Here is a 23,915-nt window from a genome sequence, read left to right as displayed (position 1 = left end):
TTGCTGGTCAGGTCCTGTCGTTTGCTGGCCTTGGCCTGGGTGAGGTGTTTCTAGGGTCGTGTGGGTCCCCCGGGAGTCCGGCTTTCGGACCCCGTAATTCGACTGTTCTGGAGACGCCTGATGCGTGCATTGCCTCGTCGTGCCCTGTCCGCCGCCGCTCCCGCTGTTGTTCTCATGTTCTCCCTGGTGGCCTGCGGTGGTGGTTCCGACTCCGGTGGTTCGAAGACCGCAGACCAGCAGCAGTCGGCACAGGGCGCCGACGGTGCCGGGAATGCCGAGGTGGAAGGAGAGGCCGGGGAGGAGGCAGGTGAGGAGAAGGAGCCACCGCTGACCGGTGAGGTGAAGAAGAAGGCGGAGGCGGCGGCACTGGCCAAGTTCCCCGGAACGGTTGTGAAGTCCGAGGAGGACATCGAGAAGCCGGGTATGTACGCGGTGGAGGTCAAGCAGTCGGACGGCACGACGGTGGAGGTCTACCTCGACAAGAGCTACACGGTCACCGACACCAAGCAGGAAGGCACCGAGGAGAAGCAGAACGGCGGCTGACGCGCCATCGCCGTGCCGCCGCTGCCGCTGCTCGGCCGGCCCGTCACTCCCGCGGGCCGACCGGACAGCGGGGGTGCCCCCGATCGCTGTGTCGCCTCGTCCGCTTCCCCGCGCGCTGGCAGGTTGTGATGAACGCTGCGACTGCTGCTGGGCAGCTGTGCGAACCTTTCGCCATGCGGCTGCTACTGATCGAAGACGACGACCGGCTCGCCGGTCCGATCACCGAAGGGCTCGCGCGCTACGGGTTCACCGTCGACCGGGCGCGCACCGGTGCCGCCGGGCTCGAGGGAGCCGCGGGAGATCCCGATCTGGTGCTGCTCGACCTCGGGCTGCCCGACATGGACGGTCTGGACGTCTGCCGCCGTCTGCGTGCCCGGTCCGCGATCCCTATCATCATGATCACTGCCCGGGGTGAGGAAGCCGACCGGGTCGTCGGATTGGAGCTCGGGGCGGACGACTATGTCGCCAAGCCGTTCGGCGTGCGGGAGCTGGTCGCCCGCATCCGGGCCGTGGCCCGCCGCGCCGCCGGCCATCTGGCCCCGGCGGCGGACGCCCCGGTATCCGCCGAGATGCCTTCGGCGTCCATGGCCGGAGCTGGTCCGCAGCGGCTGGGGGTGCTGGAGATCGACCGGCGCACCCGGGAGGTCCGCCTCGGCGGATGTGAAGTGGCCCTGTCTCCACGGGAGTTCGACCTGCTCGCCTATCTCGCTCAGGATCCCGGCGCGGTCCACTCCCGGCAGCAGATCATGGACACGGTATGGGACCCGCACTTCTTCGGACCCACCAAGACGCTGGACGCGCACGTCGCCGCCCTGCGCCGTAAGCTTGGTGATCCTGCCTGGATCACCACCGCGCGCGGTGTCGGCTTCCGCCTCACCGTCCCCGCCGGGCAGACCGGCGACGGCTCGCCTCCCAAGGCCGTGTCATGACCCGCCGCCTGCTGCTGAGCTACTTGGCGCTGGCACTGCTCGTGCTGGTGGGTCTGGAGATCCCGCTCGGCTACTTCTACGTCCGTGGGGAGGAATCCCGCTTCTCCCAGGGAGTGGAACGCGACGCGTCGATGCTGGCCGAAGTCGCCGAGGAGAACATCGAGAAGCGCAACCTGGAGGCCCTGCCCGAGCTGGCGCGGGAGTACGCCGACGACACCGGCGCTCGCGTCGTGGTCGTCGACCGCGACGGCCGCCTTCTCACGGACTCCGCAGGTGCTACTGCCATCGAGGCGGATCTATCCCGACAGCCGGACATCGCCGCCGCCCTGCGAAACAAGGCCACCACCGCCACCCGCAAGGACGCACAGGGCGGTGACGCCCTGGCGGTGACCATGCCGGGCTCCTCCGGAACCACCATCCGCGGCGCGCTCCAGGTGACTTACCCGATGACGATGGTCACCGACCGGGAGCGCCGCATCTGGCTCGCTCTCGTCGTCGCCGGAGGGTGTGTCCTGGCCGTCGTGGCCCTCGTGGCGTTGACCTTGGCCCGCTGGATCACCCGCCCCCTGCGCACCCTGGAACATGCCACCACCCAGCTCGCCGACGGACACCTGGACAACCCGCCCGACGCCGCCACCGGTCCGCCCGAACTACGCCGGCTGGCCTCCTCGTTCAACCACACCGCCACCCGCCTGCAGCACCTGCTACAAGCTCAGCACGGATTCGCCTCCGAGGCATCCCACCAGCTCAAAACCCCGCTGGCCTCGTTGCGGCTACGGCTGGAGAACTTCGAGCCCTACCTCGACCCACGCGCCCACACCAGCCTCGAGGAGACCATCGAGGAAGTCGAACGGCTCAGCCGCATGGTCCACGGGCTCCTCGCCCTCGCCCGCCTGGAGAACACCGCCACCGCCCCCGAGCCGGTCGACCTGGACGCGGTCCTCGCCGACCGGGCCGCCACGTGGGAATCGCTCGCCTGTGAACAGCACGTCACTGTGGCCGTCACCGGACCGGGGGCCGGTCGGGTATGGGCGGTACCCGGGGCACTGGAGCAGATCATCGACAATCTGATCGCAAACGCGCTGCGGGTCTCCCCGCCCGGCACGACCATCACCCTCAATCGAGCGCCAGGCGCCGAACTCCACGTCATCGACCAGGGCCCCGGCATGCCACCGGCCGACCGGGAGCGCGCCTTCGACCGCTTCTGGCGCGCCTCCGACTCCCACCACGACGGCACCGGCCTCGGCCTGCCCATCGTCCACCACCTGGTCCACGCCTCCGGCGGCCAGATCACCCTCAGCGCCGCCACGCCGAGCGGCGGTCTGGACGCCCAGGTCCGGCTACGCCCCGCCGAGCAGGAACGCCGCTCCGGGGGCGCCACCGGACGCGCTGCTCACCGCGTCGGACGCCGAACATCGACACCCAGAAGCGGTCCCCGGACGCCGGTATAACCGCTGTCCTCCGCTACCAGCGGAACGCTGGTCACGGCTGGCCGGGGACCTCCTGGCGGGCACCTCCTGGCGGGCGATGAGGATCCATTCGTACGCGGCCCTGCCTTCTCCCTGTGCGGGACGCTTCGTTCAGCTAGGTCAGGTTCCGATCTTGTGCAGCTTCGCAGGCCACTTCCAGCTCGACGTCCAGTAGTAGTCGGAGGGCACCTTCTGCCAGTAGTCCGGCGGCGATCGCGCGCGGCGTGAGTTGGGGATCGGCCAGGTGCTGCTGAATGAAGGCCCGAATGCGCAGCGTCAGCGTCCGACCGACGGGATTCCGGGGTCAGGGCGTTGTCGGCACGGAGTTCGTGGGCGAACGGCGCGGACAGCAAATCGACCACGATGTTCCCAAGCCGGGGACCGTCGGAGGGCTGAAAGGAGGCGGTGTCCGTCGTGACGCGGGTGAGGAACTGCGCCAGCAAGGCACCGACCCCCTCCCGCCCTGATAAGGACACACACGTCACCGGGGTCGTGTGTGGTCTCCTGCCCGTGCTGGACCATGCCCACGGTCCCGCGCGCAACCAACGACATGTGGAGCAGTTCGGGATCGGACTGCCGGATCAGCTTGGGAGTCCGGTGAAAGCGCATCGACTGCGAGGCAGTCGGCCTCACGTGCACCGCGCCGAGTTCCAGCAGATGCACGGATGCCTGGAAGTCCTCAGTATGGTCACTGCTCATGTCCACCGGCGCATACGTCTGGATCGTCAGTCGGCGGGGCGCGCTCCGCACCGTGCTGCCGACCACGCTCAGCCGTCGGTGTCGCTGAGGTCTCCCGGACCGGGCGACGCCCAGATATGCACAAATCGGTCACGACGTCCCGACGCGTCAATCGCCCCCTCGCCCCGTCGGAATCCGCATCCGACACCGAGATCGGGCGGGAACACCGCCCAATCCTGAGCGGTGTTCAAACGGGCGGCGTCACAATTGGGTGCCGCCACCGTCCACCGCGAGCTCGGCGCCGGTGGTGTAGGTCGCGTCGAAGGCGAAGAAAATGGCAGCACGCGCGACCTCCTCCGGATTCCCTATACGCCCCATCGGAGTCTGGGCGGCGAAACCCGCCGCCATTTCGTCCGCCACCTCTACGGGCAGCTTCTTGTGCAGAATTCCTGTGTCGATCGGCCCCGGGCTCACCGCATTGACACGTACGCCACGCGGCAGCAGTTCGCGAGCCCAGGTACGCGCCATCGACCGGAGAGCCGCCTTGCTCGCCGCGTAGACACCATGGTCCGGATACCCCAGCACGTTCAAGACCGAGGTGGTCAGCACCACGCCGCTGCCCTCGGCAAGCAGCGGAAGCAGCCGCTGCAAGGTGAAGTAGGGCCCCTTGGTGTTGGCCGCGAAGACGGCATCGTAGGTCTGCTCGGTCGTCGCCTCGAACGACACCGAGTCGCTGATGCCCGCATTCAGGAACACCGCGTCCAGCTGACCGAACGCCTCCTCGACCTTCCCCGCCAAGTCATCGATGTCGGCCTTTGAGGTGCCGTCGCTGCGAACCGCGACCAGCCCCTCTTTACTCGCCGCTTCGAGCGCCGCTTCCTTGCGTCCCGTGACCATCACCTGAGCACCCCCGGCCGCCAGCAGACGTGCGATCGACAGGCCGATTCCGCTACTGCCACCGGTGATGAGGGCGCGCTTTCCGCTGTACTTTTCCATACCTCGATTCAAATCCCGGACCGGCGACGGCGTCCAAGACCTGATCTGCAACCCGTCATGCGCACATTGCATGTTGGTACGCTCCAAGCGTGCGCGTTCCCGGATCGGACCTCGACTTGCGGCTTGTCGGCTACTTCACGGTCGTCGCAGAGCACGCCAACTTCAGCCGCGCCGCCGCGGTGCTGCACGTCGCCCAGCCGTCCCTGAGCCGCCAGATCCAGCGCCTCGAGGAACATCTGGGCGTGCGCCTCTTCGACCGCACCCCACAGGGCAGCCGGCTCACGGAAGCCGGTCGCGCCTTCCTGCCGCAGGCTCAGGCACTGCTCCAAGCAGCCCATCAAGCCGAGCGCACCGCCCGCGAAGGCGCCACCCCGCGCGAGTTCACCATCGGCTACGTCGAGGACCTGGTCATCACCCACGCCGTACGCCAACTGCGGCACCGACACCCCACGGCCCGCATCCGCACCCGCCACCTGGAGTGGAACGACGCCCACGCCCTCACCGACCGCCGCGTGGACGCCCTGGTCGCCCGCGCCCCGCTGCCCTTCCCCACCGACCGGTTGCGCCTCACCGATCTGTGGACCGAGCCACGGGTTCTGGTCGTCTCCACAGACCACCGCCTGGCCGGAAAGGAATCGGTGACCGTCGACGACCTCAGCGAAGAAGTTCTGCCGCAATGCCCGAGCGCGGTCCCGCAATGGAGCGATTTCGCCCGCCTGGAACCGCGCCCGGACGGCGTTCCGGCTCGCAGCGCGCCGATCGACTACGAATCGTTCGAGGACAAGCTCGACCTTGTGGCCGAGGAGCGGACGGTATTGATCCTGGCCGCCGGCGACCGGCGGCCCCAACTACGCCCCGGCCTCACCACCGTGCCCATCGAGGGCATCGACCCGGTCCGCGTCGTCCTGGCAACCCGCTCCGCCGAGGCCAACCCCCTGATCAACGATTTCCTGAACGCCTGGTCATCCGACACACCCGCTCCTCAGCCGGCGCGTCACTGATCACCGGGGGATGCCTGCCGGGCAAGGAACTCCTCGAACGCCGCCTTCTGCTTCGGATCCATGAAGCCCTGGCGGACAGTGCGGGCCTTCTCCTGGAGCCAGTGCGCCTCGTCGGGGTCCAGTAGCTCGGCGACCACCACGCCTTCGCGAGCAACCGCCGTGCGCCGCCCTACGCGACGACGAAAAAGCGTGAACGCGCCGAATTCCGCTGGGTGGGCCAGTTCCGGCTCCTCCACCACAGCCCGGTCCCCTTCCTCAACGCCACTCGTCGGGAAGGCGGTTGGCGCCCAATGTTCCCAGAGCGCCAGCGTGGCCGCGGGCACCAGCACCGCACGTTCCGCCTCTTTACGTGCCTCCCACATGAACGTGACAGTGACGGGCTCGCCGACCGCCTCGGCCATCCCGAGCACCCTCTCCATCTCATCGTTGATCGGATAACCCACCACTACATCGATCTGAATGCCCATGGTGCCTGAGGCTACTGGCCGCTTCCGACATGCCAGCCCAAACCTCCTGCGCCTCATCGACCACAGCGCACCAGGTGGACCGTCCGCAACCGGTGATCTCACCGACTGAGCGCCTGTCCGAGGCAATACTGGGCGGCCGTCCGGGAACCCGCCTGTCCACACGGATGTATATCTCGACCTGCAAGGACACTTTGCTCCGGCTGATCCGCTACTGCGCGGCCATCCCGAGGTGACGGTCCTCGGCCGCGACCGGGCCGGGTCATTCCGCGACTGAGCCTGTGCGGGAGCCCCTCGGGCCAGACAGGTGGCCGACTTCCTGCATCTGCTGGGCAACCTCGCCGAGGCAGTCGAGCGCATCGTCGGCAGGCACCGTGTGCGGAGCTGCGCGAGCCTCCCGCGGCCCCCCGGCGATACACGCCCACCGCACCATCTGCCCGGCTGTGCGACACACTGCGCGAGTACTTCCCCGCCGCCCTGACCGCCTACGCGGACCTCACGCTGACCAGCACAGACGCGCTGGAGCTGCTGATCAAGGCGCCCACCCCGGCAGTCGGGGCAAAGCTGATCCGCACCCAGATCACCGCCGTCCTGGCCCACGCTCGCCGGCACAACCGCGACGCGAAAGCGGCCACCGTCCAGACCGCGCTGCGCAGGGACCAACTCCATCGCCCGGACCTCGGGCAAGAGCCAACCGTCAGGCCCGCTTCGTGCGCGACAACCGCCCCGCCGACGCGTTGCACACCCAGGCGTTCTCCGCGCTGCGCGCCTCACCCGGCGCCCGCCGCTACTACGACAAACAAGCGCCCGCAAGGCCGGCTACAACCCCGCCCTGCGTCAGCTCGGCAACCGCCTCGTCGGCAGCCTCCAGACACCGGGTCAGGATCTGAAGTGCGAGAGTCGGCCAGCAGGACTCCGTCGTCGCCCCGTACTTGGGCCATGCCCCTCGTTCCCATCAGGATGGCCTCGACTGAAAGCCGCACCAGGCAGAAAGTCGGCATCATACGCCCAAGCAGGTACAGCCCTTCAGCCCGCCACGAGTGAAAGCCCCCGGAGCTCCCAGGCCAATGACCACTCCCCCGCATCCCGCACCGTCTGCCCCCTCCTGGCCGTACTGCGGACATGGTGCCGAAGACGCCACCAACCCCGTCGGCTGCCCCGGAATCCACGTCCCTGGCCAAACCGCGTGTCTGGCCCACCTCAACAGCGCCGACCGCGACGCATACCTCACCGGTCTGACCCCCGGCACAGACATCGACCACCGCGGCACCCGCTTCACCGCACCACTTCTCAACGCTCTCCTCCAAGCCCTCAGAGATCCCACCACCGGAAAGCCCCACTTCGGTACCGCGAGGTTCGAAGGGGCGGAGTTCGCGGAGGAAGCCGGATTCCACCGGGCGCGGTTCTCGGGCACAAGCCAGTTCGGCGGGGCGCGGTTTTCCAGCACCGCCAGATTCGGCGGAGCGCACTTCACCCACGACGCCCGGTTCGAGGGCACCCAGTTCGCCGGTACCGCATGGTTCGACGGTGCGCGCTTTTGTGGCGGCGCCCTGTTCCGCCACGCACAGTTCGCCGAGGCCGCCTGGTTCGGCGGGGTGCGGTTCGCGGGCGCTGCCAGGTTCGGTGAAACGTGGTTCCGGGATGATGCCAGGTTCGGCGGAGCGCACTTCTTGGGCAGCGTCGGGTTCGCGAGCGCGCGCTTTTCCAGCACCGCTTGGTTCGAGGGCGCGCAGTTCGCCGCCGACGCCCGGTTCGAGGGGGCGCTTTTCTCCGGCACCGCCGGGTTCGGCGGGGCGCGGTTCACCGACGATGTCTGGTTCGGTGGAACGCGGTTCGCGGGCAGTGCCGGGTTCGGTGGGGCGCGCTTCCGCGGCACCGCCAGGTTCGGCCGAGCGGATTTCAGCGAGGAGGCCCGGTTCGAGGGGGCGCGCTTCGCCGACACAGCCTGGTTCGATGGGGCGCGGTTCGCGGGCGATGCCCGGTTTCACCGGACGCAGTTCGCCGATGATGCCCGGTTCGGCGGGGCGCGGTTCTCCGGCGTCGCCGGGTTCGACCTGGCCCAGTTCCACGGTGGCGCTCTGTTCTCCCAGGCGCAGTTCACCGATGTCGCCCGGTTCGACGCGGCGCTGTTCTCGGGCACCGCCAGGTTCGAGGGGACACAGTTTTCCGGCGACGCTTGGTTCCACCTGGCGCAGTTCTCCGGTGACGCCCTGTTCCCCCAGGCCCGATTCACGGCGATGTCGTGGCTCGGGCCGGTGGTGTGCGCAAAGACGGTTGATCTGTCCGGTGCGCTGTTCGAGGTACCGGTGACACTGGAGATCGCAGCGCGTGAAGTGCGCTGCGAGAGGACTCGGTGGCCGACGAAGAGGGCCAGGCGGAGGCCCTGCCCGGGTTCACGACTCACGGTATGGACATCGGGAAGTGGTTGGCCAAGCAGCGAACGCCGGAGGCCTGGGAGGCCCTGGCGGGCCGGGCAGCGCGAGCGCCTGGAGCAGCTCGGCATCACGCGTCCGGAGCCGAAGGAGCCCGCCAAAGCGTCCATGGCGCCTGTGAGCGCCTTCGAGCGGGGCGTTGCCGCAATGAGCCCCTGAGACAAGGGCAGAGGTCGCGAAGGGCGGGACGTGGACAGCAATGAGCCCATAGAAATCGGATCCGGCCATCCTCCGTTCAGACGCTTCGATGAACTCGGTCTGGAAGCCGTCGGGCAACGCCTTGAGCCGGATCAGGCTATGATCGGGTGAGTGCCGAAACGCCGAGCCGCGTTCACCGATTAGCGGCCAGCACCGCCGCGAGGCCTTCTTGCAGGTCCTTGACGAAATACTCGGGAACCTCCAGCGACGGGAAATGTCCCCCGTTTTCAGGCGACCTCCATCGGACGATTTGTCGGTACCGCTCCTGCGCCCAGGGGCGCGGACACTTCTCGACGTCGCGGGGATACATACTGATTGCTGACGGGACGTCGACCCGGAGTTCGGGGTCCAGCGAGTTGTGGCTTTCGTAGTAAATGCGGGCCGCCGATGCGCCGGTCCGCGTCAGCCAATACAGGGTGACGTCGTCAAGAATTCTGTCTCTGGAAATCGTCTCGAACGGGCTGTCTTCGGTGTCCGACCACTCGGCGAACTTGTCAAGGATCCACGCAAGAAGCCCGACCGGTGAGTCGACGAGCGAGTAGCCGATGGTCTGCGGTCGGGTCGCCTGCTGCTTCGCGTACGCCGCGTGGTGGCGCCAGAAATCGCGGGTTTCCTCGGTCCACTTGCGCTCGACCGCCGTCAGCCCGTCCGTTGTCAAACCGGGCGGTCCCTCCGCGAATGTTGTGTGGATGCCGAGAACGTGTGCCGGGAACCTACCGCCGAGAACCGTGGTGATATTACCTCCCCAGTCGCCGCCGTGGGCCGCGAACTTGCTGTAGCCGAGCCTTCCCATCAGTTCCACCCATGCGGCCGCGATCTTTTCGGTTCCCCACCCGGTGGTGGCCGGCTTGTCGCTGTAGCCAAAGCCTGGTAGCGACGGGGCCACGACGTGGAACGCCGGCGCTTCTGCATCTTTCGGATCTGCCAGTTCGTCCACTACATCGATGAACTCAGCAATGCTGCCTGGCCAGCCGTGCGTCAGGATCAGAGGAGTGGCATCTGCGCGCGCGGATCGGCGGTGCAGGAAGTGGATTCCCAGATCATCAATGGTCGTGCGGAACTGGCCGATACGGTTGATGCGCTCTTCGAACGACCGCCAGTTGTACTCGGTGCGCCAGTAGCTCACGACATCGACGAGGTCGGCGAGAGGAACGCCCTGTTCCCATCGGCGAGGGCCCGGCGCGGCGCGAAGGACCGTCTCAGCCTCCGGTAGCCGCGCCGCGGCCAGTCGCGCGCGCAGATCGTCGAGGTCAGCGTCAGTTGCGTGGGCTTCAAATGCTTGCACGTCGCCGGTTGGACGGGGCATGAGACCTCCTGGCCATCGTGGAGCCGGCTACGGTCTATCGCGAACCGGCTAAGACGGTTCTAGCAGTCCTCCGAGCCACACCGCAACCTGCTAAGGTGGTTCCATGCGTGCTGGGTTTCCTGACTTCCGCCTTGGCAACGTGCTAGCGACCAGCTTCACGGGGACCCTGTCGGAGCGTCACGGCAACGCCGTGGAGCGCATTCCCACGCCGCACCGACTCATCGACTGGCTGGCGGTGAACGGCCTCACCGTGGACTCCTGCACCACTGCCCAGCTCGACCTCGCCCGGGAACTGAGGGAGTCGATTCACGCCGCCGCGACAGCCGCCGCGATCCAGGACGCTCTCCCTGCGTCCGCTGTCCAAGTCATCAATGACTGCAGCGCTCAGGGTCGGGCCGCGGCGATCCTGACACCCGAGGGTAAGCGGCGATGGCGGCTCGGCTCGGCTTCCCGCGTGGAAGATGCCCTCAGCGTGATCGCCGCCGACGCGATCAGCATCATCGCGGGCGAACGAGACGGAAGGTTGGCCTTGTGCGCATCGCCAACCTGCCAAGCCGCCTTCTTCGACACCAGCCAAAGTCGCACTCGCAAATGGTGTGACATGAACACGTGTGGGAATCGTCAGAAAAAAGCGCGCTTCAATGCCAACCAGCGCAAAAACCCCAGATCAGCGGAGTGATCGTTACCTCGGCACATGAGGTGCACGGTGGTCACTGCCATTCGCGAACGCGACAAGGAGCGAGCGGGCGATCATGCTCGAGTTCGGCGCACAGGCCGACGCTGTACTCGCGCACTGCCCCCTACAGCGGATACGACAGCCCGTACGCCGCGACGTACACCATCAGCGCGGTATGGGCGAGAGCAGCCTGACGCAACGCGGACCGGCCCCCGTCCTGCCGCAGGAAGCCGGTGGCGTTCACGACCGGGGTGGCCGGCCGGGGTGGCGTCCGCGCCGGTCCGCCGCCGCTACGCGGTCGAGCGCACTGCGGCTTCGGTGAGGGTCGACGCGGTTCGTACGGCGCTGGAGACGGCCTCGTCGGGGCCGAGTCCGCACAGGTCGGTGAGGGTGAAGAGCGCCTCGGCGCTCACGACCACCGCGAGGTCCCGTTTGAGCTGGGTGAAGGCGTCCGGGTCCGTCGCGCCGAGCGTGTCCTCCAGCGGGAGGAGCGCGTGGTCGATGAGTCCGAAGCGGATGCCGGGGCGTGTGGTCACCGTCTGGGGCCGGGTGATGGTGGCGGCGATCATCGCCCGCACCGAGCCCTGGCGGGCGAGGATGCCGCGCAGCAGGAACTCGCAGGCGTAGGCGGTGCGTTCGACGGGATCGGCGGAGTCCGCGACCGGTGCGAGCGCTTCGGCGGGGGGTGGCCAGACACCGGCCAGGGCCTCGCTGATCAGGGAGGGCAGGTCCGGGAAGTACCGGTAGGCGGTGGCCTCGGAGACCAGGGCCGCGCGGGCGATCGCGGGCATGGTCACTTCGGTGCCCGTGCCCATGAGTTCACGGGCGGCCGTCACGATCGCCGTCCGCGTGCGCTGCTTCTGGTTGGTGCGGCCGGCACCCGTCTGCGCTGTCATCACGCGACTCCTCCCGTTGATCCCTCCACATAATAGCAGCCCCCTCTCTTCATGAGAGTCGGCTTGCATAACGAAACCGGAGCCCCTTACTCTCATGAGAGCCAGCTCTCACGAAGGAGGAGCAATGAGCACCGTTTCCGTGGTCGGCCCGGCCGACGGCGAGACCATCCAGCTCGGCCCGACGCAGATACGCGTCCTCGAGGACGGCAGCACCACCGGGCACCGCCTCGGCATCGCAGAGATCACCATCGCCCCGCACACCCAGGGCCCGCCGCAGCACCGGCACGCCCAGCACGACGAGGGCTTCTACGTCGTCTCCGGCACCGTCCACTTCACCACCGGGGAGACCACCCACGCGGCGCCCGCCGGCACGCTCGCGATGATCCCGCCCGGCGCCCCGCACACCTTCGCCAACCTCGGCGACGAGCCGGCGGTGATGCTCAACACCTTCACACCGGACCTGTATGTGCAGTACTTCCGCGACCTGCGGAACATGATCGCGAGCGGCCGGGAACCGACCCCCGAGTCGACGGCCGCGATCATGAGCCGCTACGCCACCGTCCCCGCGACCGACTACGCGTGACCACGCCCCGACCTCCCCTGAAACTCATCAACCCGAGGAGCACACGGACATGACCCGCGGCACCCACACCCTCACCCTCGACCAGGGCACCCTCGATATCACCGTCGACCTCCACGGCGAGCGGGGACGCCCCTTTCTGCTCCTGCACGGAGGCGGCGGCCCGCAGACCCTCACTCCGTTCGCCCGCCTCCTCGCCGAACAGCGACCCGCCAGGGTAATCACCCCCGTCCACCCCGGCTTCGACGACACCATCCGCCCCGACTGGCTGACCGACACCACAACCCTGGCCCGGGCATACGCCCACCTGCTCGACACACTCGACCTGCGGGACGTCGCCGTCGTCGGGAACTCGATCGGCGGCTGGATCGCCGCCGAACTGGCAGCCCTGGGCAACGACCGGATCAGCAGCGTCACCCTCGTCAACGCCGTCGGCATCCCCGTCCCCGGCCACCCCATAGCCGACACCTTCTCCCTGACCCCCGCCGAACTCGCCCGACTCTCCTTCCACGACCCCACGAAATTCCGCTTCGACCCCAGCGCACTGACCCAGGCACAGCGCGCGGTCATGGCCGCCAACCGCGCCACCCTGCACATCTATGCGGGCCCGCACCACATGGCCGACCCCACCCTGCCCGAGCGCCTGGCCAAGATCACCCATCCCACCCTGGTCGCATGGGGCGCGAGCGACCAGGTCGTGGACGTCGACTACGGACGCACATACGCACAAGCCATCCCAGACGCGAAATTCCGCCTGCTGGAAGGCACCGGCCATATGCCACAGAGCGAGACCCCCGAACAACTCCTGCCGATCCTCTGGGACTTCGCCGACACCCGTGTCGTCCACCGGCCACGCCTCTGACCCCAGAAAGGGCGAACCCGATGCCTCAGCCCGGTCGTATCAGACCCGCATGCTGGGTACGCCTTGCCGGCCGGGAGACAGCGCCGGACAGCAGCCAGGGAGTGCGACGGGAACCCCGCTCACACCAGCTGAGCCCGAGCGCCGCATGCCAGCAACGCTCCCGAGCTGACCGGAGACCAACCACGGTGATCCAAGGCCAAGGGCCAGTCCACCGGCGGCAAGCCAGTCTCGATCGGCAGGGTGACGGTCGCATAGGCGGGGCCGGAGGCATGGCAACACTGAAACGCCCGACCCCACCCGGTCACCCCGGGCAGCGCCCCAGCCTCCGCCGCGATACACAGGGCACGGCGACGCACGCCACGAACAGTGTCACTGCCCAGAGCCCCTGACACCAGACAGCCATTCCGCCACCTACCGCCGCCGGAGGAGGACTCCCACCCTCCCGACCACAACCCACAACCCACAACCGGCGGCTGATACGGCGACAAGCGGGACGGGCCGGCCCGCTATCGGTTTTCCACTGCCAGCCAGCCGGCCAGTCCCAGCATTGCCACCCCGGTCAGCGCGTCCAGCAGCCTTCGGATCCGCTGAGTGAGCCCCATCGCCCTCAGCCGCCCCCCGAGGGCGGCGTACCCGCACGCGCAGCAGAACTCCACACCGATATACGCGGCGCCCAGAACAAGAAGCGGAACCGCGACATCCCCGGCGCCGTCGGCCAGGAACTGCGGAAGGAACACAGCGAACAGAACAACGGCTTTGGGGTTCGCGGCCGCCACGATGAACTCCTGACGGGCCAGCCGCCACCAAGCCAGCTCGCCCCTATCCTCTCGAATAACCTCCGCAGGCGCATGCCGAGTTCCCGGTGCCTTCCGTCCCCGGGCAGTGTCCGTTCGCACCGCCGTCAGCATCGTCCGCCCCCCGAGCCAGAGCAGATACGCCACACCACACCATTTGACGGCGTTGAACGCCACCTCGGAAGCGGTCAATACAGCACCCAGCCCGGCTGCCACCGCCACCACCATCAACGCGAACGCGGCAAAGCGCCCGATGGAGGCGCTGATCGCCGGACGCGGACCGTGGCGTAACCCGTTACGCAAGATCAACAACTGATTGGCTCCAGGCGTAGCAGCAAGCAAAATTGCCGACGGAAAGAACGCCGCCCACTCAATATGGGAAACCATGAACGCGCATGTACCCCCAGTTGCCAGATCCCCACGCCGAGGACGGACAACTCCCTGGGCACGGCTACTGTCCGCAGCTGCCGCCCGCGTCGCTGTCGGGACCCTCGTGAGTTTCCCCAGCCATCAGTGACGCTCAGGCTCGTCCGTTTCGATCCGGGCCGCCGCACCGCTCTGTCCGCGTCAGCACAGGGTGCTGGATGCCTGCACATCACGGAGGGCGCGCCGCGCGACGTCACCGAAGTCGTCACCGTCAGTCGTGTCGCTCCAGCGCTCATAGGCGATTTTCAACGCGAGCGCGCCCAGTTCCGCGGCCACGCACGAGGTCAGTTCGGGAACCCCGCGCCGCTTGAGCGCGTCGGTCATCGATGCGGTGAGGCCGAGGCCCTTCAGCGCCTCACGTTCCCGCAGTTCCGGGTTGGCGGCGATCACTGCCCGTCTGCGGGCGCTCAATTCGCGGCGAGCGGGGTGGAAAGCCTCCCTCCCGACCGAGTCCAGAGCATGAGCCACCGCCTCGAACGGCTTGGCGGTTGCCGGAGCCGCGGCGATCCCCTCGGCGAGCAGTCCGGCCATCGCGTCCCCGCCGAAGAGCACTTCCCGCTTGTCCTGGAAGTGTCGGAAGAAGGTGCTCTTCGTCAGCCCCGCGCGCTCCGCGATCTCGATCACCGTCGTGTTCTCGTAGCCCCGCTCCTCGAACAGTTCAAGGGCGGCGACAGCGAGTCGCTCCGGTGCGTTGGGTTGCCATCGGGCCATGACAACAGTGTACGGCACTTGGTCCCGTCACCCATGTATAGTGATGGGACCAAGTCCCATCACGGGCTTGTTTGCCCAACTGGAGGTCCACCCATGAGCCGAGCCGTCATCTATCAGGCGTTCGGAGGCCCCGAGGTGCTGGAACTGCGAGACGTTTCGGAGCCGCACGCCGGCCCGGGCGAGGTGCGTGTCCGCGTAGCGGCCGTCGGACTGAATCCCATGGACTGGCTCCTTGCCTCTCTGCCCGAAGTGGCGGAGCAGTTCGGCGTCACCGTGCCATCCGGCTTCGGATACGACTTCGCCGGCGTCGTGGACGAGGTCGGCGGCGGCGCCACGGGTTTTGCCGTGGGCGATCGCGTCTACGGAGGCGCGCTGGGCAGAGCCGCCGCCGATTTCGTGGTGGTCAAGACGTCCGCCGAGGCGTCCGAGGCGCTCTTTCACACGCCGGAGGGCATCAGCGACGAGGTGGCGAGCACGCTTCCGGTGGCCGGCCTGACCGCCGCCGCCGCTCTGGCGGCGATCGACCTGCGGTCCGGCGACACCGTCCTGATAGGCGGCGCCGCCGGCGGGGTAGGCGTGTTTGCCGTACAGCTCGCGAAGCACGCCGGAGCCAGAGTGATCGGTACCGCCTCGGAGAGCACCTTCGCGTTCCTGCGGCAGCTGGGTGCCGAGCCCGTGGCATACGGCTCGGGGCTCGCGGACCGGGTACGGACCCTGGCTCCCGATGGGGTGACCGCCGCGACCGACCTGTTCGGCACCGAGACGGCCGAGACCGCGCTCGCGCTCGGCGTACCGCCTGAGCGGATCTCCACGATCGCCGCGGGACCCAACCCTCCCGGCGGTGTGCGCGCGACCGGCGGCACGGACGCGGGTCCGGACGCCCTGAAGGGGATCACCGACGCGATCCTCGCCGGCAGGATCACCGTGCCGATCGCCGCGACCTTCCCGATCGAGCGGATCCGTGACGCCGTGGCGCTGCAGGCCGGACGCCACGTCCACGGCAAGATCGTGATCATGGTGTGACCGCGTCTCCGCTGAACGGCTGCGCCATGCCCCGTTCAGGGCACCGATTCCGGCACTGGCCCACTCCCTCATGGTTTACGAGGTTGTGAGTGAATGCGTTCGGGGTCTGCTGGCCTGAGCGTTCGGCTGATGGGCGGTTCAGCAGGCCGTCATGCTGACGGGCACGGGTTCGGTGCTCGGCTTGCGTCGGGTGGCGTGCGGGGCGGCGCGGCCGACGATGGCACGGTGGGTCGCTGGGTAGTGCTCGCGCGGTCCGAGGAAGCGTTGCAGTGGGCGCCATTGAGCGGTGTGCATCGTGAAGTCGCAGGTCGCGGGTCTGGTGTGAATGACGAGTGGGGTACTCGCGCCGGTCGGCGGCAGATGACCTTGGTGTAGATCATCGGGCGGGTCCGGTTCCGGCGGGATGCCGGGTTCGGCTGCGCCCGCGGCCTGCTCCCGCATACGATCCGTCGGCAGGTCGGCACGCCAGGAGATCGCGGGAGGGCCCGGGATGCAGGAACGGCAGTGGATCACCGCTCGCCGGAGCGAACTGGATGCCCTCGCCGAGGAGTTGACAAAGCAGCTTCAGAAGGTCCAGGTCGAGCGGGACGAACTGGCGATCGCGGAGAGCGGGTGTTGAACCGCCTGGCCGAGCAGGTTCAGGCCGACGCCAAGGCTGGCGCTCCGGTATCGGCGAAGGTGGCCGGGCGGGCAGTGCTGCTCGTCCCGCACCGCAGCGACGCGGCCGATGAGGGCGCACTGCCCGGCGACTACCGCAAGATCCTGGCGATCGTGCGGGAGGCCGACGGCCCGGTGCAGGTCAGGGCGGTCGACGAGCGGCTGGGCCTGGACGCCTCGGTGCGCGGCAAGCTGGAGCCGCTGCGGGCGAAGATGACCAAGCTCGCCGATCGCGGCTGGCTGCACAAGCGGGGAGACGGGCGGTTCACCGCACGTCCGTGACCGGCGTAAGCGAGCCGTAACTGGTGGGCACCCGGCGGCAGTTGAGTTTGGTGTGAAGAAAAACAACGGTCTCGCCGAAGGCCCTGACGGCCTTGTCCACACCGCCCGCCTGCCGCTGTCGAGCGCGACCTTGAACTATCTCGCCGACCTGATACGCGGCCACCTGAAGAAGATCGGCTCCCGGTGGCGGGTGCTGCCCACCGGAAAGATCGCCGGCATCGTGCTGGCGGTGCTGCGCTGTGACCAGCGGCCCGGCGATCTGGCCGGCGGGAACGGGGTGCACCGCACCACCGTGAGCCGGTGGGTGCGCGAGGTCGTCGGCCTGCTGGCAGACCGCGCCCCGCGCCTGGACCGCGCGTTGAAGAAGATCGCCCGAAAGGGTGGCGGCGTGGTCCCTGGGGTTCGTCGGCCTCGACGACGGTCGTCCTGACGCCGACCCTGCGGTGATCTGCGGCTACAAGGCGGCCCGGAACCAGCCCCTGACCCGCGGCCAGAAGCTGTCCAACAAGGCACTGGCTGCGGTGCGGGCCCCGATCGAGCACGGCTTCGCCCATCTGAAGAACTGGCGCGTCCTCACCAAGGTCCGCACCGACCCGAAGTGGGCGACCGCGCTGGTGCGAGCCCTGCTCGTGCTGACGAACCGGGAAGTCATGCGCTGACGGATGACCATGTCGCTGGACTAACGCCCCGGACCTGCCCGAGCCACCCAACACCTACGCACACCAGACCATCTGACGTGCAGCTTTCACGATGCACCGGTCTCACTGGGCATGGCGGAGCCTAGCGGCAAACCGGTTGCTCAGGCTCCACTCGAAGTGCCCGCCCGGGAGTAGGTGCCTCAACCGCCGCCAAACGCGGCCGACCGTAGATCACTCTCCGCTATTCCAATACTCCCTCATCTCACCCATGCCCCGAGGCCGCTTCCGCCACGTTTCCCAGTACGCCATCTCGGCCCGCCGTTCCCGCTGCTCGCGGTGGTCGAGCACCGCAGCGACAGACCCACACGAAACCAGGAACGCGATCTCCGCAATAAGCGCACCGATCAACCCGGCCGTTAATCCACTGGCCCCCAAGGAAGTGGCAACAAAGCGGCTGATCGGAAAGAAGAGCGCGGCCGTGACCGTGCCGAGGCATCCGAAGCCCAGTCCTCCTACGAACACGAGAACACAGCACACACCCAACAGAATGATCGCGACAATCAGCACCCACTGCGCGGGGCTGGATGCAGTCTGACTTGCGGCTACGCAAAACGACATGGCTCCTATGGGCATGTACACCCCCTGGGCGCGGTAACTGCGTGATCAGCCGTTGGCTCGACTGTCCACTACTACCGCTGCCCACCCGGGACCGGTCCCGGGGCGTAGGGCCAAAGGCATCAGGCATACGCGTGGGACAGCTGCTAAGAAGATGATCAACGTGAAGGCCACCCGAGTCGGCCTCAACGATCGTAGGAGCGTCACCACGGTGAACGCAGCAAAACCCGAGAACGGCCTCAGCCGCCCGGTCAGACGATCTTCAACGTGGACACCACCCACCGACCAGCGCGAGCACGGCAAGAAGCGCCCACACCAGCCCCGTGACCTCCAACTTCACGATGCACAGTGCTCATTGCTTGTGCTCGGCGTTGGCGTGTTCGACGCGGATCCGCGCTGAAGACTGGCGGCGTCGCATCTCGCGCCAGGCCTACTGCTCGCCGAGTGGGGCATCCTCCTTCGGTTTCTTCGACGGGGCGCTGACCTGGTCGGGGAACTCGTTGGCCAGCCCTCGGTAGCCCTCGCCGACCTCCGCCTTCACCTGCGAGTGCAGGCGGAACTGCTCGGCGATGCCCTCGGTGCGCATCGCGGTCTGGTCATGCATGCGGCCGGGCCGGTGGGCCCCGGGCCACAGGGTGCGGCCCTGGGAGTCGCTGATGGTGGTGGTCTTCATGGTGTTCTGCTTCTTCTTGCCGGAGACGAACGCGCACCGGCCAGGCCGGTGGGCCTGGGGGCGGCGGGCCTGGGTCTCGGTGCCGTCGGTCCGCAAGGTGACGTTCTCGGCGGAGACGTAGGCGAACACGTCTGCCGGCGTGCGCAGCCGCACCCCGGGCCGATCGGGGGCGGCGAAGCCGCGCTCGGCCAGCAGCGGGCGGATCTCCCCGATCGCCCGGGTGATGGTGGACCGCTCCAGGCCGTACAGCTCCGCAAGAGCGCCATACGGGAGTTGGTGACGCAGGTGGACCACAGTGACCAGCACCCGGTCGGTGAACACCAGGTCCTGCTTCGGCCCGGCGCCCGGCTGCTGCCTGCGCTTTCCGCCTCGCCGCTCCTGCAGCGCGGACTGACAGCGTGCAGTCCATGGAGCGGCCAACTCCTCAATCAAACCGCCGAGATGCGCATGGGCGATACCCGTGAAGGCTGGATGGGACAAGGCCGCACGGGCCCATTCCTTCGTCTTCACACACGAGGAACCCGTGCGGCCGCCTCCACGTCACGCCCGACTTCTGCCAGATCCCAGTTGATCTTCGCCGGGCTGGGTCTCATAGCCACCGCATGGCTGCCTCGACGCTGTCGCCGATGCTGGCGTTGAACGCGATAGCGGCCCCCGGTGCATGCTGCCGGACCAGGTTCACGACCTGCTCGAAGAACGTCAGCAGAGGTTCAGGCTTGCGTATCCCACCCCCGATGACGACGACGTCCCAGTCTCGTTCGGACAGCGCCGCGACCACCATGGACTCGGCTGATTCGTCCGGCGCAATCAGCGTCACGGAAGCATCGACGGCATGTTCGCCAAAACGGGCCAGTTCCTTGTCCAGGACCGCGCGCATGGCGTCCCCGTCCATACCAGGCACTGCGTGCGGGTCGAAACCAAGAATGAGAGCAGAAGGCATGCTCTGCATGACGATCAGCTGCCCGTGCCGGTTCCCTTTGCATGAAGCTGCCATCTGGGTGGCGACATCACCTGAGACTCCAGGCCATAAACCGGTTGGCCCCGCGTTTTGCCGTGCTTGAGTGAGGCCGTCGGCCGAGGAAGACCTGCGCACGGCCCAGGAGGGACCACTCTGGCGCTGAGCCGCCGGGTGCGGTGCACGGGTCACACGACGGCAGCCCTGGCCGGAGACGAACCCGAACAGGCGAAATCGGCAGGCTGGCGACGAGACGACGGCCTCGCCTCGTCACGCAACTCCGTCGCGACGCGCACGATGGACCAGCAGCCTCAAGACTCGACGATGATGGTGCCTATGGTCGATTCCGGGCCGGGCCCATCCGGACGGTCGACTTTCCACCAACCCAGCACGTCCTGGTATTCGGGCTGGGGAATCGTACGTCCTTCGGCAGTCATCAACCGCCCCTGATATGCCTGGGCGTAACGCGCTCGAACCGAATAGGTACCGGGCTTGTCGGGAACAACGATGTCGCACGACACATTGACCCACTCAGCCGGACCCGGATTATCTTCCGCCATCGCCTCGACGTCCGTGCCCCAATTGACGACCTTCAAGCCTCCCCCGCTGCGCTGCTTACCGTTCCATACCGACGCCTGGGCGCGATCCTGGCCCGCCAGCCCAATGATCACCTGGTTGATAGCGTTTCCGCACTCCGAGCAATCATGCAGCACATCGAAACTGAGCTCATGTGAACCGCCTCCGCGGACGTACACCACGTCGCCCTGGCCATCGATCTTCATGTTGCGGATCTTGAACCGAAATCCCGCCCCACCCCCATACGGCTCGACCATTTCGGTGCCGGGTGACAAGAAATGCTCGGTGCCGGCTGAGGGCACGGGTGCAAACCCCGGCACTGACACGGGAGCGCTCGCCTTCGAGGATGCCGACACGTCCTCGGGCAGCGACTGTGCCGGCATATCCGGTGACTCCTGTACGACACGTACGCCCCGGTAGGCGACGGGTGAGTGGCCCGCACGTTGGCGGTAGCCGACGAAACTGCCGCTGCCCTCGACGAGAAACCTGACGGCTTCGAGTTGCAGGTGCGGGGAGCCGTTGTTGCCGGTGATCTCGAGGCGGTAGCGGTCATAGGACTCCGGCTCGGCGATCCGGTACACCTGCGACTGGTGCCGGTGGGCGAACGACTGACCGGATCGGGTGTCCAGGGTCCGCCACAACCGCCCGTCCGCGGATCCGTACAGGGTCCATGCCGCCGGGTCGCGATCAGGCGCGTCGTTGGCGGAGGTCAGCACGTACCGATCGACCGGCACCGGCTCGGTCAGCGCGAAATCCACGAACGCACGGTTCTGGGGTGCGAACCACTTGCTGGCCGATGCGTCCACGAGATTCGCAGCCACCTCACCCGCGTCCCGGTGCTCGGCACTGGCCTCCACGGCGGTGACCAGGTCGCTGACATCCGCGTTGCCGGACCCACTCGCCGGACGCAGCGCCACCGAACACGCGTTGCCGGACCGGTCGTGCCAGGCCACCCACCGTACCGGCGCCTCGCCGCCGTCCTCGACAAGCACCCGCAGCCGTCCCGCCGGATGCCAACCGCCGGTGTCCTCGACCTGCGTGTCGAACTCGTACCCGCGCGCACCGTCCCCGTCCTCGGGGTCTCGTTGGTCGTCGAGTTCGCCCCGGACCTCCACCACGTCACCGTCGGCGGTGCGGCGATGGCCGTAACAGCTCACCATGTCCGGTGAGAAGCCGAGTGCGCACTGCGCGCCGTCCTCGGTGACCCATGACAGCTGCTCCGGCACCTCGCCCCCACCGTCGTTCAGCTGTACCAGCAACCGTGATCCCGGCACCCACCGCTCCGAGTCCCACGCGCGCCGCCACATCCGGAACACGAACACAGCCGCTTCATCCGACACCAACCGCACAGACCCTCCTGGCCACCACGGCGCCGGAGACAGGCGCCCGTCGACACACGACGAGGACGACCATAGCCACCTCCACTCCCGCCTTGCCACTTCCAGCGACCGACTACGCCCCGACACGCACATCGGCGCCATAGGGCGGCCGCCGCGGCCCGCGGTGGGAGTGTCATGAATCAGGCCCTGTGCGGGTCATCCGCTGCCGATGCGGTGCGGACGTCCAGATCAAACCGCCAGAACAACGGCACGCCTGCGAAGCGGACGAACAGCAGACGGCGGCGGTCGGAGCGGTGGAAGTCCGGGTCGCTGCGCACACTGTCCACCGGCTCGACCTCTCCCAGCGCCTCCACCCCACGAGCCGGGCAGTCCGGGAACCACGCGTCCGGCACCACCCACGCGATGTCGATGTCGATGTCGCTGAAGGAGTCCGCCGTGCCTGATGCCAGCGAGCCGGTCGGCTCTGCCCTTGAGCCCGGACAACACCTCTTCGTTGATGCTGACCGAAGGTGCTGTGCGGGATCCTGGAAGGTGCTGTGCGGGATCCGGTTCGTGCTGTACACCGGGATCCGCCGGGAGTCTCTGCCCATGAGCTGGGCTTGGGCTCGGGGATGACCTGCTGGCGACGGCCGCGGGACTGGAGCGAGGCCGAACCCGTTGCCGCGTTGCGGGCCGTTAGCCTGTCGGTATGTCAGAGCGTGTCATGCCCGGTCGCACGGACGGCCTGATCACCCTGGGTGCCGCGGACGCTCTGTGGGTCGATTTGACGGCCGACAGTGCTGTGCCGACGGCTTCTGGGGCATTCACCTGCTCTCCTGCCCATGCCCGGGTGGGGTACGTCCTGCTCGGCCGCCATGTGGTGGCGACGGTGAGGGCGAGCGGCGGTCAGTGGAGTGTTCCGGAGGCTGAGGTGCGCCGGGCGGCCGCGGAACTGAACGCGGTGGGGATGGATCGACAGGACCTGGTCCGCATCGGTCCGTTTCGTGGGGCGCCAAGGCAGGAGTCCGACGAGGAAACGCCGCTGCGATGGCGCCGGCGCATCACAAGGGAACTGCAGGAGCTGGGCGGCCCCGAGCGGGCTGCACGACGTGAAGTCGGCCGGCCGTACCATCTGGCGGGGATCGACTGGCGACAAATACTCGTGGAGCGGACCCGCGACGGGAGGCAGCGGACGTGGTGGCTGCCGCGCGCCGTGGTCAGGCTGCTCGACACGGCCGAGCACACCGAAACGCAGTGGGTGCACGCCGCGCGGACCCGCCAGGCAAGCACAGTCGCCGAGCCGCCCTCCCACCCCCGGCAGGCCCGAGACTCCGGCGGTCGGCAGACGACGAGCCCCGAGGGCCCCTCCGACTCACCGCGCCCGTACAAGGGAGAGCTGGAAGGCCAGCTGTACTCGGTGCTCAGCAGGAAGCCCGGCACCTCCCGCAGGGTGGCCGGGTGGGCGTGCACCGTCTGCCGCACCGTGCCCGCCGCAGTCCTCGACCACTGCCACGAACACGACTACGTCCGCGCCCCCGTATGCCAGTCCTGCAACACACAGGAACGCCCCGACCACCTGTACAGCAACGACATCCGCGTGGCGAACCGCTACACACGCCTCTTCCACACCGACGCCGACGACTGGCTTCGCCACTGGCACCGCTGCCCCGGCTGCCGCGCACGCACCACCCTGCCCCTGCCGCACCTCGCCGCATGGACCGCCCACATAGCCTGCCGATCGCTGCGCCCGACCCACCCCGCCCCCCGCGGGCGCAAGCCCTGCGGTGTCCTGCGCGTCTCCTGGACGGGCAGTCAGAACGCGCCCCGCTCCTGTCTGCTCACCGTCGCAGTCGATTTCTGTCCCTCCGGCGAGCACCGTGTCCTGGCGCGAGTCCCCTACCGTGAAGCCGCCGAGCGGTTTCGTGTCTGGTTGGCCGAGACGGCCCCTGCCGTGGCCGCCGCGGCCGGTCCTGACCGCTTGGACGACCTCCCCGCCCAGTTCCGGCCAGTCATCGCGGACACCAGCGGCGAGGGCCTGGCACTGTTCTGAGCGAGCACCGGGGAGACGAGAGCGAACGAGGGCCCTTCGAGATGTTCCTCCGCGACGAGCCAGGACCTCGAATGCCACAAACGTCGACGGCGAGCACAGCTATGCGGTGAAGACCCGCACCACTCGCCACAGTGTCTTCGCCGCCTGTCGGCACGCGTCCGGGCAA

24 protein-coding genes and 2 pseudogenes are annotated in these 23,915 nt (G+C 68.1%); 15 read left to right on the top strand and 11 right to left on the bottom strand.

Annotation, left to right across the window (positions count from 1 at the left end):
* The first annotated feature begins 120 nt into the window (after window positions 1-120).
* The 3 genes from ACMTAK_RS50460 (at window position 121) to ACMTAK_RS50450 (ending at window position 2,923) form a co-directional block, all read left to right on the top strand.
* Window positions 121-543 carry a peptidase gene (locus tag ACMTAK_RS50460; protein ID WP_413812433.1) on the top strand — a complete coding sequence of 141 codons (423 nt, stop codon included), beginning with the start codon at window positions 121-123 and terminating at the stop codon, window positions 541-543.
* A 173-nt stretch (window positions 544-716) separates the two neighbouring features.
* The gene (locus tag ACMTAK_RS50455; RefSeq protein ID WP_413812432.1) at window positions 717-1,472 is read left to right on the top strand and encodes a response regulator transcription factor; all 756 of its coding nucleotides are present in this window, start codon (window positions 717-719) and stop codon (window positions 1,470-1,472) included.
* Window positions 1,469-2,923 carry a sensor histidine kinase gene (locus ACMTAK_RS50450; RefSeq protein WP_413812431.1) on the top strand — a complete coding sequence of 485 codons (1,455 nt, stop codon included), beginning with the start codon at window positions 1,469-1,471 and terminating at the stop codon, window positions 2,921-2,923. The genes ACMTAK_RS50455 and ACMTAK_RS50450 overlap by 4 nt, the downstream gene beginning before the upstream one ends.
* A gap of 294 nt (window positions 2,924-3,217) precedes the next feature.
* Here ACMTAK_RS50450 and ACMTAK_RS50445 read toward each other — a convergent pair whose 3' ends face one another.
* Together ACMTAK_RS50445 and ACMTAK_RS50440 are read right to left on the bottom strand one after the other, a co-directional pair.
* Window positions 3,218-3,640 (bottom strand): AraC-like ligand-binding domain-containing protein, encoded by a 423-nt coding sequence (locus ACMTAK_RS50445; protein ID WP_413812430.1) that lies wholly within the window; start codon window positions 3,638-3,640, stop codon window positions 3,218-3,220.
* Between the two features lie 240 nt (window positions 3,641-3,880).
* Window positions 3,881-4,615: an SDR family oxidoreductase gene (locus ACMTAK_RS50440; protein ID WP_413812429.1), complete on the bottom strand. Its 735-nt coding sequence runs from the start codon at window positions 4,613-4,615 to the stop codon at window positions 3,881-3,883.
* A gap of 89 nt (window positions 4,616-4,704) precedes the next feature.
* Here ACMTAK_RS50440 and ACMTAK_RS50435 point away from each other — a divergent pair, with 89 nt between their 5' ends.
* Window positions 4,705-5,616: a LysR family transcriptional regulator gene (locus tag ACMTAK_RS50435; RefSeq protein ID WP_413812428.1), complete on the top strand. Its 912-nt coding sequence runs from the start codon at window positions 4,705-4,707 to the stop codon at window positions 5,614-5,616.
* On the opposite strand, the gene ACMTAK_RS50430 is transcribed toward ACMTAK_RS50435, so the two are convergent.
* The gene (locus ACMTAK_RS50430; RefSeq protein WP_413812427.1) at window positions 5,610-6,083 is read right to left on the bottom strand and encodes a hypothetical protein; all 474 of its coding nucleotides are present in this window, start codon (window positions 6,081-6,083) and stop codon (window positions 5,610-5,612) included. The two genes, ACMTAK_RS50435 and ACMTAK_RS50430, sit on opposite strands and share 7 nt — an antisense overlap.
* Before the next feature lie 1,064 nt (window positions 6,084-7,147).
* Between ACMTAK_RS50430 and ACMTAK_RS50425 the strand changes: the two genes are divergently transcribed.
* The gene (locus ACMTAK_RS50425) at window positions 7,148-8,671 is read left to right on the top strand and encodes a pentapeptide repeat-containing protein (protein WP_413812426.1); all 1,524 of its coding nucleotides are present in this window, start codon (window positions 7,148-7,150) and stop codon (window positions 8,669-8,671) included.
* Window positions 8,672-8,843: 172 nt separating this feature from the next.
* Here the strand turns inward: ACMTAK_RS50425 and ACMTAK_RS50420 are convergent, their stop codons facing one another.
* On the bottom strand, window positions 8,844-10,016 hold the full coding sequence (locus ACMTAK_RS50420) for an epoxide hydrolase family protein (protein ID WP_413812425.1): 1,173 nt from the start codon (window positions 10,014-10,016) through the stop codon (window positions 8,844-8,846).
* Between the two features lie 103 nt (window positions 10,017-10,119).
* Here ACMTAK_RS50420 and ACMTAK_RS50415 point away from each other — a divergent pair, with 103 nt between their 5' ends.
* Window positions 10,120-10,695, top strand: a complete 576-nt coding sequence (locus ACMTAK_RS50415) for a CGNR zinc finger domain-containing protein (protein WP_413812424.1) — start codon at window positions 10,120-10,122, stop codon at window positions 10,693-10,695.
* A 287-nt stretch (window positions 10,696-10,982) separates the two neighbouring features.
* On the opposite strand, the gene ACMTAK_RS50410 is transcribed toward ACMTAK_RS50415, so the two are convergent.
* The gene (locus ACMTAK_RS50410) at window positions 10,983-11,588 is read right to left on the bottom strand and encodes a TetR/AcrR family transcriptional regulator (RefSeq protein WP_413812423.1); all 606 of its coding nucleotides are present in this window, start codon (window positions 11,586-11,588) and stop codon (window positions 10,983-10,985) included.
* Between the two features lie 124 nt (window positions 11,589-11,712).
* On the opposite strand from ACMTAK_RS50410, the gene ACMTAK_RS50405 reads away from it, so the two are divergent.
* Together ACMTAK_RS50405 and ACMTAK_RS50400 are read left to right on the top strand one after the other, a co-directional pair.
* Entirely contained in the window at window positions 11,713-12,171 is a 459-nt protein-coding gene (locus tag ACMTAK_RS50405) for a cupin domain-containing protein (protein WP_413812422.1), read from the top strand.
* 49 nt (window positions 12,172-12,220) lie between these two features.
* Window positions 12,221-13,030 carry an alpha/beta fold hydrolase gene (locus ACMTAK_RS50400; protein ID WP_413812421.1) on the top strand — a complete coding sequence of 270 codons (810 nt, stop codon included), beginning with the start codon at window positions 12,221-12,223 and terminating at the stop codon, window positions 13,028-13,030.
* A gap of 506 nt (window positions 13,031-13,536) precedes the next feature.
* Here the strand turns inward: ACMTAK_RS50400 and ACMTAK_RS50395 are convergent.
* Together ACMTAK_RS50395 and ACMTAK_RS50390 are read right to left on the bottom strand one after the other, a co-directional pair.
* Window positions 13,537-14,211, bottom strand: a complete 675-nt coding sequence (locus ACMTAK_RS50395; RefSeq protein WP_413812420.1) for a LysE family translocator — start codon at window positions 14,209-14,211, stop codon at window positions 13,537-13,539.
* Window positions 14,212-14,391: 180 nt separating this feature from the next.
* Complete coding sequence (locus ACMTAK_RS50390) at window positions 14,392-14,961, bottom strand: TetR/AcrR family transcriptional regulator (RefSeq protein ID WP_413812419.1); 570 nt, start codon at window positions 14,959-14,961, stop codon at window positions 14,392-14,394.
* 93 nt (window positions 14,962-15,054) lie between these two features.
* Between ACMTAK_RS50390 and ACMTAK_RS50385 the strand changes: the two genes are divergently transcribed.
* The 5 genes and pseudogenes from ACMTAK_RS50385 (at window position 15,055) to ACMTAK_RS50365 (ending at window position 18,576) form a co-directional block, all read left to right on the top strand.
* On the top strand, window positions 15,055-15,984 hold the full coding sequence (locus ACMTAK_RS50385) for an NADP-dependent oxidoreductase (RefSeq protein ID WP_413812418.1): 930 nt from the start codon (window positions 15,055-15,057) through the stop codon (window positions 15,982-15,984).
* Between the two features lie 490 nt (window positions 15,985-16,474).
* Window positions 16,475-16,603, top strand: coding sequence for a hypothetical protein (locus ACMTAK_RS50380; protein ID WP_413812417.1), 129 nt, complete (start codon window positions 16,475-16,477; stop codon window positions 16,601-16,603).
* Window positions 16,597-16,923: a hypothetical protein gene (locus tag ACMTAK_RS50375; protein WP_413812416.1), complete on the top strand. Its 327-nt coding sequence runs from the start codon at window positions 16,597-16,599 to the stop codon at window positions 16,921-16,923. The genes ACMTAK_RS50380 and ACMTAK_RS50375 overlap by 7 nt, the downstream gene beginning before the upstream one ends.
* A gap of 52 nt (window positions 16,924-16,975) precedes the next feature.
* Window positions 16,976-17,582: pseudogene (locus tag ACMTAK_RS50370) on the top strand (transposase family protein).
* Between the two features lie 748 nt (window positions 17,583-18,330).
* The gene (locus ACMTAK_RS50365) at window positions 18,331-18,576 is read left to right on the top strand and encodes a hypothetical protein (RefSeq protein WP_413812415.1); all 246 of its coding nucleotides are present in this window, start codon (window positions 18,331-18,333) and stop codon (window positions 18,574-18,576) included.
* Window positions 18,577-18,606: 30 nt separating this feature from the next.
* Here the strand turns inward: ACMTAK_RS50365 and ACMTAK_RS50360 are convergent, their stop codons facing one another.
* From ACMTAK_RS50360 to ACMTAK_RS50345, 4 genes are all read right to left on the bottom strand, one after another.
* Window positions 18,607-19,269 carry a transposase family protein gene (locus ACMTAK_RS50360; protein ID WP_413812414.1) on the bottom strand — a complete coding sequence of 221 codons (663 nt, stop codon included), beginning with the start codon at window positions 19,267-19,269 and terminating at the stop codon, window positions 18,607-18,609.
* 169 nt (window positions 19,270-19,438) lie between these two features.
* Window positions 19,439-19,789 carry a hypothetical protein gene (locus ACMTAK_RS50355; RefSeq protein WP_413813239.1) on the bottom strand — a complete coding sequence of 117 codons (351 nt, stop codon included), beginning with the start codon at window positions 19,787-19,789 and terminating at the stop codon, window positions 19,439-19,441.
* A 326-nt stretch (window positions 19,790-20,115) separates the two neighbouring features.
* Window positions 20,116-21,729 (bottom strand): hypothetical protein, encoded by a 1,614-nt coding sequence (locus tag ACMTAK_RS50350; RefSeq protein WP_413812413.1) that lies wholly within the window; start codon window positions 21,727-21,729, stop codon window positions 20,116-20,118.
* Window positions 21,730-21,899: 170 nt separating this feature from the next.
* Window positions 21,900-22,112 (bottom strand): hypothetical protein, encoded by a 213-nt coding sequence (locus ACMTAK_RS50345; RefSeq protein ID WP_413812412.1) that lies wholly within the window; start codon window positions 22,110-22,112, stop codon window positions 21,900-21,902.
* A gap of 142 nt (window positions 22,113-22,254) precedes the next feature.
* On the opposite strand from ACMTAK_RS50345, the pseudogene ACMTAK_RS50340 reads away from it, so the two are divergent.
* Together ACMTAK_RS50340 and ACMTAK_RS50335 are read left to right on the top strand one after the other, a co-directional pair.
* A pseudogene (locus ACMTAK_RS50340) lies at window positions 22,255-22,361 on the top strand (IS5/IS1182 family transposase); the annotation flags it as partial.
* A 47-nt stretch (window positions 22,362-22,408) separates the two neighbouring features.
* Window positions 22,409-23,749 (top strand): endonuclease domain-containing protein, encoded by a 1,341-nt coding sequence (locus tag ACMTAK_RS50335; RefSeq protein WP_413812411.1) that lies wholly within the window; start codon window positions 22,409-22,411, stop codon window positions 23,747-23,749.
* The last annotated feature ends 166 nt before the right edge of the window (window positions 23,750-23,915 follow it).

Source organism: Streptomyces lacaronensis (genome assembly GCF_047337785.1).
GTDB classification, from domain to species: domain Bacteria; phylum Actinomycetota; class Actinomycetes; order Streptomycetales; family Streptomycetaceae; genus Streptomyces; species Streptomyces lycopersici.
This window is presented reverse-complemented; position numbering and strand designations above follow the sequence as displayed.

Bases quoted from the DNA above. Each gene is read 5' to 3' on its own strand.
- ACMTAK_RS50460 (WP_413812433.1), top strand. From the start codon at position 121: ATGCGTGCATTGCCTCGTCGTGCCCTGTCCGCCGCCGCTCCCGCTGTT.
- ACMTAK_RS50455 (WP_413812432.1), top strand. From the start codon at position 717: ATGCGGCTGCTACTGATCGAAGACGACGACCGGCTCGCCGGTCCGATC.
- ACMTAK_RS50450 (WP_413812431.1), top strand. From the start codon at position 1,469: ATGACCCGCCGCCTGCTGCTGAGCTACTTGGCGCTGGCACTGCTCGTG.
- ACMTAK_RS50445 (WP_413812430.1), bottom strand. From the start codon at position 3,640: ATGAGCAGTGACCATACTGAGGACTTCCAGGCATCCGTGCATCTGCTG.
- ACMTAK_RS50440 (WP_413812429.1), bottom strand. From the start codon at position 4,615: ATGGAAAAGTACAGCGGAAAGCGCGCCCTCATCACCGGTGGCAGTAGC.
- ACMTAK_RS50430 (WP_413812427.1), bottom strand. From the start codon at position 6,083: ATGGGCATTCAGATCGATGTAGTGGTGGGTTATCCGATCAACGATGAG.
- ACMTAK_RS50425 (WP_413812426.1), top strand. From the start codon at position 7,148: ATGACCACTCCCCCGCATCCCGCACCGTCTGCCCCCTCCTGGCCGTAC.
- ACMTAK_RS50420 (WP_413812425.1), bottom strand. From the start codon at position 10,016: ATGCCCCGTCCAACCGGCGACGTGCAAGCATTTGAAGCCCACGCAACT.
- ACMTAK_RS50415 (WP_413812424.1), top strand. From the start codon at position 10,120: ATGCGTGCTGGGTTTCCTGACTTCCGCCTTGGCAACGTGCTAGCGACC.
- ACMTAK_RS50410 (WP_413812423.1), bottom strand. From the start codon at position 11,588: ATGACAGCGCAGACGGGTGCCGGCCGCACCAACCAGAAGCAGCGCACG.
- ACMTAK_RS50405 (WP_413812422.1), top strand. From the start codon at position 11,713: ATGAGCACCGTTTCCGTGGTCGGCCCGGCCGACGGCGAGACCATCCAG.
- ACMTAK_RS50400 (WP_413812421.1), top strand. From the start codon at position 12,221: ATGACCCGCGGCACCCACACCCTCACCCTCGACCAGGGCACCCTCGAT.
- ACMTAK_RS50395 (WP_413812420.1), bottom strand. From the start codon at position 14,211: ATGGTTTCCCATATTGAGTGGGCGGCGTTCTTTCCGTCGGCAATTTTG.
- ACMTAK_RS50390 (WP_413812419.1), bottom strand. From the start codon at position 14,961: ATGGCCCGATGGCAACCCAACGCACCGGAGCGACTCGCTGTCGCCGCC.
- ACMTAK_RS50385 (WP_413812418.1), top strand. From the start codon at position 15,055: ATGAGCCGAGCCGTCATCTATCAGGCGTTCGGAGGCCCCGAGGTGCTG.
- ACMTAK_RS50380 (WP_413812417.1), top strand. From the start codon at position 16,475: ATGCAGGAACGGCAGTGGATCACCGCTCGCCGGAGCGAACTGGATGCC.
- ACMTAK_RS50365 (WP_413812415.1), top strand. From the start codon at position 18,331: ATGATCAACGTGAAGGCCACCCGAGTCGGCCTCAACGATCGTAGGAGC.
- ACMTAK_RS50355 (WP_413813239.1), bottom strand. From the start codon at position 19,789: ATGCCTTCTGCTCTCATTCTTGGTTTCGACCCGCACGCAGTGCCTGGT.
- ACMTAK_RS50335 (WP_413812411.1), top strand. From the start codon at position 22,409: ATGTCAGAGCGTGTCATGCCCGGTCGCACGGACGGCCTGATCACCCTG.